The sequence below is a fragment of the Geomonas subterranea genome, assembly GCF_019063845.1.
Classification (GTDB): Bacteria; Desulfobacterota; Desulfuromonadia; order Geobacterales; family Geobacteraceae; genus Geomonas; species Geomonas subterranea.
In genome coordinates this window covers 795,220-808,565 of sequence record NZ_CP077683.1, presented here as the reverse complement: position 1 = coordinate 808,565, position 13,346 = coordinate 795,220, and the positions used below count along the sequence as shown (strand labels likewise).

Here is a 13,346-nt window from a genome sequence, read left to right as displayed (position 1 = left end):
GATACGCAGCCTAACGTGACCAACACCTGAACTCTGCTTGCACCAGAAGCTAGCCCCCTCCCCCTCCCCCTCCATCCCCGGCCGCAGGACCTGGCCGCAGGACCTGGCCGTTAGTCGCGCCAGCACTCACCTGCATCAGCCAGTCGCACCTCTCAATAGCATTGCCCCGGGATCAGCACCCTCTTTAACTGCATTTCCAACGGCACATCCCTTCTCCTTCTACTCCCGTTCGGCGTTACGGCATTCCGCCTCACACACAGCTCTACTCTCTTCTGCCCACCACTTTTTGATGCTTGACTTCGCCAAATCTTTTATGTACCGTACAGTACAGTTTTGGCATAAAGGAGAGCACTAGATGACCCTTACCCCCCCACCCACCATTTCGGCGGCGAGGTCGATAGTCGTCGCATCGGCTTTAGCTATCGCCACTAGCCTCAGTGGTTGCGCCATGCTGCCCGACGTCGGCCAACCAGGAATGATGAAAGCTCCAGCGGAGTACGAGAGTGCCGCCTCATTCTCCGCACCGGCAGCCAATTGGCCGGCGGAACGCTGGTGGCAGTCGTACGGCGATGCGCAACTGGTCACACTGATTGACGAGGCGCTGCGCGATGCACCGGACATGGCTGCGGCAGCGGCACGCATGCGGCGCGCCGAAGCCTACCTCAAGGTGTCAGGTTCCACCCTCTTGCCGCAGGTAAGCGCCAATGCCTCGGTGGCCGAGCAGAAGCTCAGTTACAACTACCTCACTCCCGGTACCATGACCCCGGGCGGCTGGCAGGATTACGGGATCGGCACCATCAACCTGAACTGGGAGATCGATTTCTGGGGCAAGAACCGTGCGGCAGTGTCCGCGGCCACATCCCAACGTGAAGCGAGCCGAGCCGAAGCGGCGCTGGTGCAGCTAAACCTCGCGGCTGCAATCGCCATCAACTACGCGGACCTGGCAAAGCTCCATGCCCTGCGGGATACCGCCGTCCGTACCGTCGAGATCCGCAGCAAGACGGTCGAGCTTTTCAACGAGCGCTTCCAAAACGGCATGGAGACCCAGGGGAGCGTCAGCGAGGCCAAGGCCAGGCTGGCCGGAGCACAAGGGGAACTTCTCTCCATCGAGGAGCAGATCGGCCTCACCTGCAACCGCCTGGCGTCCCTGGCCGGTGCCGGGCCGGACCGGGCCCTGTCCATCAAGCGTCCCAAGGTCGACCTCGGCGGCCATTTTGGGCTCCCCCCGGAACTGGCTGTCAACCTCTTGGGGCGGCGCCCGGACGTGATCATGGCCCGTCTTTTGGCCGAGGCACAGTCGCACCGCATCGCCCAGAAAAAGGCGGAGTTCTACCCCAACGTCAACCTCTCCGCCTTCATCGGGGTGCAATCGCTGGGGCTCAATAACCTAACCAAAGCGGGATCGGATATCGGCGGCATCGGACCGGCGGTATCCCTGCCCCTATTCACCGCCGGACGTCTGCAGGGTGAACTGCGTGCCACCAGCGCGGCCTATGACGAGATGGTGGCCAATTACAACGCTACGGTGACCCATGCCCTGGAAGAAGTGGCCGGCGCCGCGCTCAGCATCAAGGCCCTGGCACGACAAGTGGAAAAAGCAGAGGAAGCGGTCAGGGAGGCGGCCGAGGCGCACCGGGTGGCGCGCGACCGCTATGAAGGCGGGCTGGCCAACTTTATCGAAGTTCTTTATGCGGAAGATGTCCTGTTAAACAACCAGCGCTCTCTTACGGCTCTAAAGTCCCGGGCGTTGACTCTGGACATCACCTTGCAGCGCGCCCTTGGCGGCGGATACCAGTTCAAAAACAGCTAACAGGAGAAGGATGCACCATGCCTGACACGACCAAATCGATTCCTACCGATGTGACCAAAACCAACCGCCGCAAGAAACTGCTGCTCGCCCTCGCCGCAGTCGTCGTTGTCTCTGGCGCAAGCGCCACGGCTTACGGCGTTTTGTACGGCTCGAACTTCGTCTCCACCGACAACGCCTACACGGCGGTCGAGGTCGCACAGGTGACCCCGTCGGTGGGTGGGACCATCGCCGAGGTGCTGGTAACCGATACCCAGGCGGTCAAGAAGGGGGACGTCCTGGTGCGGATAGACCAGACCGACGCGAGGCTCGCCCTGGCCCAGGCGGAGGCCGACCTCGGCCGGGCGGTGCGCCGTGTCAAGGGGTACCTGGCCAACGATGGCAGTCTCAACGCCCAGATCACCGCGCGCGACGCCGATGAAAGCCGCGCCGACGCCCAGCTTCGCTCCGCCCAGGCCGATTTCGAGCGGGCCCGCATCGACCTGAAGCGGCGCGAGACCCTTTCGGCATCGGGGTCGGTATCGGGGGACGAATTGACGCGCGCCCAGAACGCCTTTGCCGCGGCGAAGGCCAACCTTGACGGGACCCGCGCCGCCATCGCCCAAGCAAGCGCCAACCGCAGCACGGCTCTCAGCGCCCGCGAGGCCAACGCCGTCCTCATCGCCGGTACGACGGTGGAGACGAACCCCGAGGTGGCGCTGGCCCGCGCCCGTCGCGACCAGGCTGCGGTCGACCTGGAACGGACCGTGATCCGCGCCCCTATGGACGGCATCGTGGCCAAACGCCAGGTACAGGTCGGCCAGCGCGTGCAGGCTGGCGTGCCCCTGCTTTCGGTGGTCCCCGTACAGCAGATGCACGTCGACGCCAACTTCAAGGAAGTGCAGTTGAAGAAGGTACGTGTCGGCCAACCGGTCACCCTGCACGCGGATATCTATGGCAAGTCGGTCACCTACCACGGCAGCGTCGAGGGCTTTTCCGGTGGTTCCGGTTCCGCCTTCTCGGCCATTCCCGCCCAAAACGCCACCGGCAACTGGATCAAGGTGGTCCAGCGTCTGCCGGTACGGATCAAGCTGAACCCGGGGGAGTTGGAGAAGAACCCGCTCAAGGTGGGGCTCTCCATGAGCGCCGAAATAGACACGCGCAAGAACTAGAGCCGGAGATGACCATGGATGCAGCAACAGTTTCAACCGCAGTTGCCGACGAGAACGCTCCGCTTGCCGGGGGGATGCTCTGGCTGGCGGCCATCATCCTCGCGGCAGCCAACTTCATTGCCGTCCTCAACATGACCATCGCCAACGTCGCCGTCCCCAACATCGCCGGAAGCCTCGGGGCGACCGTCAGCCAGGGTACCTGGGTCATCACCTCCTACGCGGTCGGTGAAGCCATCACGGTGCCGCTCACCGGCTGGCTGTCGGCTCGTTACGGAGCGGTGCGGGTATTCGTCGGGGCGATGGTGCTGTTCGGCTTTTTCTCGCTGGTCTCGGGCCTGGCCAACTCCCTGGGGCTTCTGGTCGCGGCCCGCATATTCCAGGGCTTTTCCGGGGGGCCGCTGATGCCCTTGTCGCAGACCCTGTTGATGCGGATCTTCCCGAAGGAGAAAACGGCAGCGGCCATAGGGCTGTGGTCGATGACCACGCTGATCGCCCCGGTCCTCGGTCCGATCCTGGGGGGCTATTTCTGCGATGAATACAGCTGGTCCTGGATCTTCTACATCAACCTCCCCATCGCCTTCACCGGCGGCTTCTTCGCCTGGCAGCTATTGAAGCGCTACAGCGAGCCGCTGGTTCGTAACCCCATCGACCGGGTCGGGCTGGCCCTGCTCATCGTATGGGTCGCGACGCTGCAGCTCATGCTCGATGAAGGGAAGGACCTGGACTGGTTCGCCTCCACCAAGATCGTCACCCTGGCCATCATCGCCGCCATCGCCTTCGCCGCCTTCATCATCTGGGAACTGTACGAGGAGCATCCCGTGGTCGACCTCAAGGTATTCCGCCATCGCGGCTTCTCTGCATGCGTGCTGACCATCAGCCTCGCCTTCGCCGCCTTCTTCGGGGTGAGCGTGCTGACGCCGCTTTGGCTCCAGAATTTCATGGGGTACACGGCGACCCAGGCGGGCCTCGCCACCGCCGGGACCGGCCTGGCAGCCTTCTTCATAGCGCCGCTGGTGGCGCAGATGGCGACCAGGGTCGACGCCCGCAAGCTGGTGTTCGGAGGCGTCATCTGGCTTGGCCTCGATACCCTTTGGCGCACCGTGGCCAACACCGACATGACCTTCTGGAACATAGCGGTGCCGCTGGTGTTCCTGGGATTCGGCCTCCCCTTTTTCTTCATCCCCACCACGGGATTGGCCCTCGCGAGTGTCGAGGAGCGCGAGATGGACTCTGCTGCCGGGCTGATGAACTTCCTGCGCACCCTCTCCGGCGCCTTCGCGACCTCGTGCGTGACCACCGTCTGGGCCAACCAGATCACCCGGAACCATGCCGAACTGGTGGGCCTCACCGACAGCGACCAGGGCGTGGCCACCATGCTGACGGCTTCGGGGGCGCCCGGCGAGGCGGTGACCCAGGTCATCGACTACATGATCACGGGGCAAAGCGTCATGCTGGCCACCAACCAGCTGATGTGGGCCATCGGCATCGCGTTCTTCATCGCCGCCTCGGTGATCTGGATTGCGCCGCGACCAAGCCGGGTGGTTGACCCGTCCGCGGGCGGACATTGATCGACGATTCACTTCGGGTTATGCCGGTTTTTTTGCCGCTTGATCACCTACAGGAGATTGCCATGTTCAGACACCTGCTTGTCCCCACCGACGGTTCCCCGCTCTCCCAGGAGGCCGTCACCCGCGCCATCTCGTTTGCCAGCGAGGCGGGTGCCCGCATCACCTTTTTCTGTGCGGTACAGCCGTTACCCAAGATGTACTTCGCCGAGGGCGCCATCTTCGATGCCCACACCTGCACCGCTTATCGTGAAAAAATGGTGGAGGCCGCCAATGAGATTCTCGACGCGGCGCAAAAACGAGCCGAGGCAGCCGGCGTCGCGTGCGGGAAGGCGGCCCTCTTGAGCACCGAGCCGTATGAAGCGATCATCGAAGCGGCAACCGAAAACGAGTGCGACCTCATCTTCATGGCGTCGCACGGGCGGCGGGGTATCAGCGGTTTTTTGCTCGGCAGCGAGACTCAGAAGGTGCTCACCCACTCTACCATCCCGGTGCTGGTGCATCGCTCTACCGACCAGGTAGCTTGAGGTACTGAAATGGAAACAACCAGGCTGCTATTTTACTGCGTGTTCGCCCTCGTCGTGATCTCCGTCTGTTTCTTCATTCTGGTCAGCGAGACACCGGAGGACCTCCCCATCAACCTCATGCATCTACTGGCCAGGCATTGACGCTATGCTGACCAACGCTCTGATATTGGGGATGAGCGTCTGCTGGGCTGTCATTGCGGCGATCTGCTTCTTCTCACGGAAAAAATGACGTCACCTCGCCCAATGACAGCGAACACCAGACCTCCGCCGGCCACTGCGTGATTCCAGCCGTCCATGCCATACCTGAATCCCCCTCTCCCCCCGCTGCCCCCCCAAATAGTTGTTCATGAACATTTCGGTCAACTGTAACGAAGCTGTAACATCAATGCCCCAATCTGTGGGCGTATCTGAAGCGGTCCCTCGGCCAGATCCGGGAGACCCCCCCGTGGAGGAAAATACGTGGAGTTAGAGATGCGTTCCTGCTGCACACATGAAACGGACCGGCCCGACGCGGCGAGCAAGAGGACCGAACCGGCCCCGGCCAAGAAACTGGGCGGAGACGCCGTCTTTCGCTACCTGACCACCTTTTTCGCCTTCAGCATCCTCGCCATACTGGCGCTCATGCTCTACGAGATGACCGGAGAGAGCTTGCCGGCCATCAGGGAATTCGGCTGGAAGTTCGTGACCTCGAAGGAATGGGACGCGGTGCAGGGACAGTTCGGTGCCCTGCCCTACCTGTACGGCTCGGTGGTTTCCTCGGTGCTGGCCTTGCTGCTCGCCACCCCGTTGAGTATCGGCGCGGCGCTCTTCATAACCGAGGTGGCCCCGGGGCGACTCGGCTCCCTGATGGCGCCGCTCGTGGAATTGCTGGCCGCCATTCCCTCGGTCATCTACGGCCTTTGGGGCGTACTGGTGATGGCGCCCTGGCTGCAGAGCACGGTCCAGCCTTTCCTGATCGAGCACTTCGGCTTTATCCCGTTCTTCGAGGGCGCCCCCTACGGTGTCAGCATGCTGGCGGCCGTCTTCATCCTGATGATCATGGTGGTGCCGATCATCACCTCGATCACCCGCGAGGTGCTGCTGGCGGTGCCGCAGAGCCAGAAGGAGGCCGCCATCGCCCTGGGCGCCACCCGCTGGGAGACCATCAAGATCGCCATCCTCCCCTACGGCAAGTCCGGCATCCTCGGTGCCGCCATCCTCGGGCTGGGGAGGGCCATCGGCGAAACCATGGCCGTCACCATGGTCATCGGCAACGCGCCCAACATATCGCTGTCGCTCCTCTCCCCCGCCTACACCATGCCCAGCGTAATCGCCAACGAGTTCGCCGAGACCACGTCGAAGCTGCACGCCTCGGCGCTCATGGAAATCGGACTGATCCTGATGCTGGTCACCCTGATCGTCAACGCCATGGCGAGGCTTTTGATCTGGAGCGTGTCCAGAAGCGCCAAGGGAGGTGCGGCATGATGCGCAGTGTCGGGTTCCGCAAGGCAAAGAACCACCTGATGAGCGGGGTGATGTTGGCCTGCACGCTGGCCGTGCTGATACCCCTGGGGCTCATCTTCTTCCACATCCTGAAGATGGGGGTCAGCTCGCTCTCCCTCGATTTCTTCACCCATGCCCCCGCGCCAACGGGCGAGCCTGGAGGCGGCATGGCCAACGGGATGCTCGGGTCGCTGATCATGATCGGTGGGGCTTCCCTCTTCGGGCTTCCCGTCGGCATCCTCGGTGCCATCTACCTCTCCGAATTCGGCGGTTCCAAGGTCTCCACCCTGATCCGGTTCGCCGCCGACGTCCTCTCGGGCACCCCGTCCATTATCACCGGAATGGTCGCCTACACGCTGCTCGTGGTGCCGATGAAGGGGTTTTCCGGCCTCGCCGGATCGGTCGCGCTCGCCATGATCATGATTCCCATCGTGCTTCGCACCACGGAGGAGCAGTTGAAGATGGTCCCCGGTTCGCTGCGCGAGGCGTCGCTTGCGCTTGGCGTCCCCTTCTGGCGCACGAGCCTCAAGGTCACCCTGAGAAGCGCCCTCTCGGGCGTCCTCACCGGCGTGCTGCTCGCGGTGGCGAGGATAGCCGGCGAAACGGCGCCGCTTCTGTTCACCGCGCTCGGCAACCAGTTCTGGAGCAAGAACGTCCTGCAACCGATGGCAGCGCTCCCCCTGCAGATCTTCAGCTTCGCCATCGCCCCGTACGAGGACTGGCACCGGCTGGCCTGGGCGGGTGCGCTGGTGCTGGTGACCGTCATGTTCGCCCTGAGCCTCACCGCCCGCTACTTCGGCCGGACCGGGCAGGCGAGATAGCCAACGTAGAGTTTCGAATCGAAAAGAGGAAACAGATGAACAACAAGGTACAACTGGACCAGGTCAACATTCACTTCGGCAAGACCCACGCCGTGCGCGACATCAGCATGACCTTCCCGGAACACAGCGTCACCGCCATCATTGGGCCGTCGGGCTGCGGTAAATCGACGCTCTTGCGCTCCATGAACCGGATGCACGACCTGGTTCCCTCCGCGCGCGTCACCGGGAAGATCCTGGTGGACGACGGCGACATCTACGACAGGGGAGTCGACCCGGTGGCCATCCGCCGTCGCGTCGGCATGGTGTTCCAGAAGCCGAACCCGTTCCCGGCCATGTCGATCTATGACAACGTGATCGCCGGCTACAAGTTGAACGGCAGGCTTCCCCGCGAGGAGGCGGACGAGATCGTCGAGAGTTGCCTGAAGCGCGTGGCGCTCTGGGACGAGGTTAAGGATCGCCTGAAGAGCAACGCCATGATGCTCTCCGGCGGTCAGCAGCAGCGCCTATGCATCGCGAGGACCATCGCGGTCAAGCCGGAGGTCATCCTCATGGATGAGCCCGCCTCCGCGCTCGACCCCATCTCGACGTTGAAAATCGAGGAACTGATCGAGGAACTCAAGGAGCGCTACACCATCATCATCGTCACCCACAACATGCAGCAGGCCGCGCGCGTCTCGGACTACACCGCCTTTTTATACATGGGTGATCTCGTGGAGTGCGGCGAGACCAAGAAGATCTTCACCACCCCCGAAGAAAAGCGGACCGAGGATTACATAACCGGTCGCTTCGGCTAGAGCACAAAGCGCAACTTCGCCATCGAAAGGAATACCGGAGACACTAAATGGAGAGAGAACATTTCAGCAAGCAGTTCGACAACGAACTGAACGTTATACGCGAGAAACTTCTGGAGATGGGTGGCAAGGTGGAGTCGATGATCGCCAACGCCATGAAATCCCTTGTGGAACGGGATACGGAGCTGGCGGAGCGGACCATCGCCTTCGACCACGAGATCAACACCCTGGAGATGGTGATCGACGAGAAGTGCCTGGAGGTGCTGGCGCGCCGGCAGCCGGCCGCACGGGACCTGCGCTTCATCACGCTGGCGCTCAAGATCGTGACCGATCTGGAGCGGATCGGCGACCAGTGTGCCAACATCTGCAAGCGCGCGCGGGAGCTGAACCAGGAGCCGTCCCTAAAGCCCTACATCGACCTGCCGCGCATGGCAAAGGCCTCGTCCGACATGGTTAAGGAGGCGCTCGACGCCTTCGTGCGCGGCGACGATGCGCTCGCCATCAAGGTCTGCCAGGATGACCAGTGTGTCGACGAGTTGAACGAGCAGATCCAGCGTGAGCTTTTGACCTTCATGATGGGTGACCCGAAGACCATCAGCCGCGCCATGAAGATCATCCATGTCTCCAAATGCCTGGAGCGTATCGCGGACCACGCCACCAACATCGCGGAGATGGTGATCTTCATGATCAAGGGGAAGGATATCCGCCACACCATCGCCTAGCTGGCGCCAGCCAGCCTGCACCGCAAGACAGCCAACGGCTGCCGGGGAGATCCCCGGCAGCCGTTTTTTTTGGAGGCCGGCCCCAGAAGGCCCCCGCGGGTCCGGGTAAGCTCCAGCGCCACTGCAACCACTCCCCCCCCCGCTCCCCCCAATAAGGCCGAGCAAGCCTTAGCAAGCCTTAGCAAGCCTTAGCAAGCCTTAGCAAGCCTTAGCAAGCCTTAGCAAGCCTCAGACAGCCTCAGACAGCCTCAGACAGGGGCAGACAGGAGCAGACAGGGGCAGACAGGGGCAGACAGGGCAGACAGGGCAGACAGGGGCAGACAGGCTCGGACTGGTCGGACTGGTCGGACTGGTCGGACTGGTCGGACTGGTCGGACAGGTCGGACAGGTCGGACAGGTCGGACAGGTCAAAGCCTGAAGGAGTTGCCGATCAACTCCTCCCCCTGGAGGGGGGAGGCTGGGAGGGGGAAGTTTACCGCCGAAACAAAAAAACGGGTGTGCCGGCATAGCGCCGACACACCCGGATCATGGAGAAACTGCTTGTTGCTTCTGGACTACTTGATGCTCTTTACGGTCTTCTGCACCATCTTCACCACGCTCTCCGGAAGCGGCGCGTAGAGCATGGGAGCGGCCATCTTCTGCCCTTTGGTCATGCTCCAGTTCAGGAACTCCACCAGCTTCTTTCCTTTGACCGGGTCCTTCTGATTCTCGTAGACCAGCAGCCAGGTGAAACCGACCACCGGATACGCATCCTTCCCCGGCTGGTTCACCAGGGAGATCCGGTAGTCCGCAGGCATTCCCTTCACGGCTGCCGCCGCAGCGGCCGAGGTGGACTTGATGGAAGGCTCCACGAAGACGCCCGCCTTGTTCTTCAAGGATGCGTAGGGGAGCTTGTTCTCGAAAGCATAGGCGAGTTCGACGTAACCGATGGAATACGGTGTGGTCTTGATCTGACCTGCAACTCCTTCGTTCCCCTTGCCCCCCAGGCCGACCGGCCACTTCACTGACGCACCTTTACCTACCTTCTGCGCCCACTCCCCGTTCACGCCGGTGAGGTAGTCGGTGAAGATGCTGGTGGTGCCGCTGCCGTCGGAGCGATGGACGACGATGATCGGTTTCGCCGGCAGGTTCACACCTTTGTTGTCATCGGCGATGCGCGGGTCGTTCCACTTGGTGATCTTGCCGAGGTAGATGTTGGCCAGGTCTTCGGAGTTGAGCTTGATACCGGAAGGAACGCCGGGGAGGTTATAGGTTACCACGACGGCACCCATGACGGTCGGGATGTGGATCAGTTTGCCCGGTGCCCCCTTCAGCTCCGCGTCGGTGAGGAATTTGTCGCTGGCGCCGAAGTCGACGGTCTGCGCGGTGATCTGCTTGATGCCGCCACCGCTGCCGATGGACTGATAGTTGAACTTAACGCTCTTGTCGACCTTGGCGTACTCACTGAACCACTTGGAGTACAACGGGTACGGGAAGGTGGCTCCTGCTCCGTTGATCAGGGTCTCGGCGGACGCCTCGCCTGCGGCACCGACCGCGGCTACGAGGGCAAGGGCAAGGAATGCTTTCTTAATGGTCTGAATCATCTTTTCCTCCTCTTTGGTTTTGAGGCGACTATAGCGAGGTTATGTTTCGGTCCGGTTACAACCTCTGCAAGAGTTTGTGAAATAAGGATCCAGACAACCCTCCAGCCGCAGCCGGTGTGAGGCCTGTGCCGGACATTCATCCTTGCCACTCAAAAATAAAACGATATTAATAAATGATCCAAAAGGCCGCATTGCGGCTTTTGAGATAACGATCGTGAAACTAGAAAGGGAAGCGGCGAAAAAGCCTGCAGGAGACCTGCGGGACTATACGTGGGGGAAGAGATGGCTACCACCAGCAATGAAGCGCTCAAACCGGACCGGAAGCGATTAGCGGCGGGGTGCACCATACTGCTCGTGGACGATAGCGAAACCCAGGCGAAAGTGCTTGAATACGTTCTTACGGCTGAAGGGTACCGCGTGCAGGTCTGCCACGGCGGCAGTGCGGCCCTCGCCCAAATCGAGGCTGTCGAGCCGGACCTGGTGATCAGCGACGTCCTCATGCCGGAGATGGATGGTTTCGAGTTGTGCCGCCGGATCAGGGGGCTGAAACAGGCGAATCAGCTCCCCGTCATCCTGCTCACCCACCTCAACGACCCGACCCACGTGCTGCGCAGCCTCGAGGCCGGGGCCAACTATTTCATCTCCAAGCCTTACCACAAGGACATCCTGCTTTCGCGGGTCGCGGCGGCATTGCGGCGGGACCAGGAGTGCTGCGTCGCCGCAAAGGACGGCGCGGTCACCTGCAATTACTACGGCAACCGGTACGCCATCACGGCGTCCAAACCGCAGATCATCGACCTTTTACTGGCCACCTATGAACTCGCGGTCGAGAAGAACGAAAAGATATCGAAAACGCAGGCCGCGCTGAGAAGGCTTAACGAGGAGCTCGAAACCCGCGTTGCCAAGAGGACGGCGGAGCTCAGGAACACCATCAACGAACTCAGACAGGAGATAGCCGACAGGGAAAGTGCCGAAGAATGTGTACGGCGGCTGAACCGGCTCCACTCGGTGCTCTCGGAAACGAGCAAGGCGGTGGTGCACATCAAGGACCGCAATTCGCTGTTCCATGATTTCTGCCGCATCGCGGTTGATCACGGCTGCTTCAAGCTTGCCTGGGTGGGGCTGGTCGACGAAGCCGGGTCGACGCTGCGGGTGGCCGCGGCGCGGGGCACCACCGCCTACCTAAACGGCGTCACCATCGCGCTGGACGATGAATCGACCGGCAGCGGCCCGACGGCCAGCGCCATCAAGAACGGGAGCTTCTACATCTGCAACGATTTCCTCAACGCCCCCATCACGGCCCCCTGGCACGACCGCGGGCGGGACTACGGCATCCATGCATCGGCGAGCATCGCGTTGCAACAGGAGGGACGGGTTATCGGGGCGCTGACCCTTTACGCGGACAAGAAGAACTATTTCGACCGGCCGCAGGTGGAACTGCTGCGCCAGATGGGGGCGGACATCTCCTTCGCGCTGGGCAACATGGTCCGGGAGGACCGCAGACTGGAGGTGGAACATGCTCTCCTGGAAGAAACGGCGCGCCGCCTGAAAGAGCGGGAACAGCATGCGCAGAAGATCGAGTACCTCGCGCACTACGACCCGGTCACCAAGCTCCCCAACCGCTTCAGCCTGATGGCACGGCTGGCCCACTCGCTGGAACTCGCCAAGCGGTGCGGGAGCCGCCTGGCGCTGATTTTCATCGACCTGGACCGCTTCAAGAACATCAACGATTCGCTGGGGCACCACGTGGGCGACCAGTTGCTCTTCCAGGTGGCGGGGCGCCTTCTGGAATCGATCCGGACGGCGGACATCGTTGCCCGGTTGGGAGGAGACGAGTTCGTGGTGGGGCTACCCCTGCTCCGGTCCAACATCTCCGCGGCGCACGCGCTGAGCAAGATCCAGCACGCCCTCTCCCAGAGCTACTACGTGGAGGGGCACGAGTTGAGCGTCACGCCGAGCATCGGCATCAGCATCTTTCCCGACGACGGAGAGACGGTCCAGGACCTGATGAAGAACGCGGACCTGGCCATGTACCACGCCAAGGCGGGCGGGCGGAACAACTACCAGTTTTTTACCCAGGAGATGAACGAGACGGTGCAGGAAAGGCTAGCGCTTGAGGGGGACCTGAGGGTGGCGATCGAGCGCGGGGAATTCCTGCTGCATTACCAGCCGCAGATCGAAATGTGCAGCGGGAAGGTTGTGGGGGTGGAAGCGCTGCTACGCTGGCAGCACCCGGTGCACGGGCTGGTGACGCCAGACAAATTCATACCCGTCGCGGAGGAAACCGGGATGATCGTCGCCATAGGGGAAGTGGCGCTCAAAAGCGCCTGCCGCCAGCTCGCCTCCTGGCGCGCGGCGGGGCTCCCGCCGCTCAGGGTATCGGTCAACCTGTCGGCGCGCCAGTTCAAACAGAACAACCTCCCCGCCCTTTTGCTGGACATCCTCCGGGAGACCGGGATCGAATCCCATCTTTTGGAACTGGAGATAACGGAAAGTTCGGCGATGGACAACCCGGCGGAAGCCATCCTGCACCTGCGGGGCTTCAGGGAGATGGGGGTGGAACTGGCCATCGACGACTTCGGCACCGGCTACTCGTCGCTGAGCTACCTGAAGCTCTTCCCGGTGCACCGCCTGAAGATCGACCGCTCCTTCGTGAAAGACATCGACACCGACACCGACGATGCGGAAATCGCCGCTGCGACCATCGCGCTCGCGCACACGCTGGGCAAGGAGGTGGTCGCGGAAGGGGTGGAGACCGAGGCGCAGTGCCGTTTCCTGCAGGGGCAGTGCTGCGACATCGTCCAAGGGTATTACTTCAGCCGCCCTCTCCCGCCGGAAGAGATCGTTCCCTACCTGAAACGCTCCCCTGCCCCGTCACTCCTGCCACGAACCTGACC

At 62.1% G+C, this 13,346-nt stretch carries 11 protein-coding genes; 10 read left to right on the top strand and 1 reads right to left on the bottom strand.

What is annotated here, in order from left to right:
• The first annotated feature begins 355 nt into the window (after positions 1 to 355).
• The 9 genes from KP001_RS03555 to phoU all read left to right on the top strand — a co-directional run bounded on the left by KP001_RS03555 (position 356) and on the right by phoU (position 8,866).
• Complete coding sequence (locus tag KP001_RS03555) at positions 356 to 1,810, top strand: efflux transporter outer membrane subunit (RefSeq protein ID WP_217288210.1); 1,455 nt, start codon at positions 356 to 358, stop codon at positions 1,808 to 1,810.
• Positions 1,811 to 1,827: 17 nt separating this feature from the next.
• Positions 1,828 to 2,958 carry an HlyD family secretion protein gene (locus KP001_RS03550; RefSeq protein ID WP_217288209.1) on the top strand — a complete coding sequence of 377 codons (1,131 nt, stop codon included), beginning with the start codon at positions 1,828 to 1,830 and terminating at the stop codon, positions 2,956 to 2,958.
• Between the two features lie 14 nt (positions 2,959 to 2,972).
• On the top strand, positions 2,973 to 4,526 hold the full coding sequence (locus KP001_RS03545; RefSeq protein ID WP_217288208.1) for a DHA2 family efflux MFS transporter permease subunit: 1,554 nt from the start codon (positions 2,973 to 2,975) through the stop codon (positions 4,524 to 4,526).
• A 62-nt stretch (positions 4,527 to 4,588) separates the two neighbouring features.
• A complete protein-coding gene (locus KP001_RS03540) occupies positions 4,589 to 5,050 on the top strand; it encodes a universal stress protein (RefSeq protein WP_217288207.1) in 462 nt (153 codons plus the stop codon).
• Positions 5,051 to 5,059: 9 nt separating this feature from the next.
• Positions 5,060 to 5,191, top strand: a complete 132-nt coding sequence (locus tag KP001_RS22180; RefSeq protein WP_275423347.1) for a hypothetical protein — start codon at positions 5,060 to 5,062, stop codon at positions 5,189 to 5,191.
• A 318-nt stretch (positions 5,192 to 5,509) separates the two neighbouring features.
• A complete protein-coding gene (pstC, locus tag KP001_RS03535) occupies positions 5,510 to 6,514 on the top strand; it encodes a phosphate ABC transporter permease subunit PstC (protein ID WP_404813551.1) in 1,005 nt (334 codons plus the stop codon).
• Positions 6,511 to 7,353: a phosphate ABC transporter permease PstA gene (gene pstA, locus KP001_RS03530; protein ID WP_217288206.1), complete on the top strand. Its 843-nt coding sequence runs from the start codon at positions 6,511 to 6,513 to the stop codon at positions 7,351 to 7,353. Before pstC ends, pstA begins: the two co-directional genes overlap by 4 nt.
• A gap of 35 nt (positions 7,354 to 7,388) precedes the next feature.
• Positions 7,389 to 8,147: a phosphate ABC transporter ATP-binding protein PstB gene (gene pstB / locus KP001_RS03525; RefSeq protein WP_217288205.1), complete on the top strand. Its 759-nt coding sequence runs from the start codon at positions 7,389 to 7,391 to the stop codon at positions 8,145 to 8,147.
• 47 nt (positions 8,148 to 8,194) lie between these two features.
• Positions 8,195 to 8,866, top strand: a complete 672-nt coding sequence (gene phoU, locus KP001_RS03520) for a phosphate signaling complex protein PhoU (protein WP_217288204.1) — start codon at positions 8,195 to 8,197, stop codon at positions 8,864 to 8,866.
• A 554-nt stretch (positions 8,867 to 9,420) separates the two neighbouring features.
• Here phoU and pstS read toward each other — a convergent pair.
• Positions 9,421 to 10,449 (bottom strand): phosphate ABC transporter substrate-binding protein PstS, encoded by a 1,029-nt coding sequence (gene pstS / locus KP001_RS03515; protein WP_217288203.1) that lies wholly within the window; start codon positions 10,447 to 10,449, stop codon positions 9,421 to 9,423.
• A gap of 282 nt (positions 10,450 to 10,731) precedes the next feature.
• Here pstS and KP001_RS03510 point away from each other — a divergent pair, with 282 nt between their 5' ends.
• On the top strand, positions 10,732 to 13,344 hold the full coding sequence (locus tag KP001_RS03510) for a GGDEF/EAL domain-containing response regulator (RefSeq protein ID WP_217288202.1): 2,613 nt from the start codon (positions 10,732 to 10,734) through the stop codon (positions 13,342 to 13,344).
• Positions 13,345 to 13,346 lie beyond the last annotated feature (2 nt).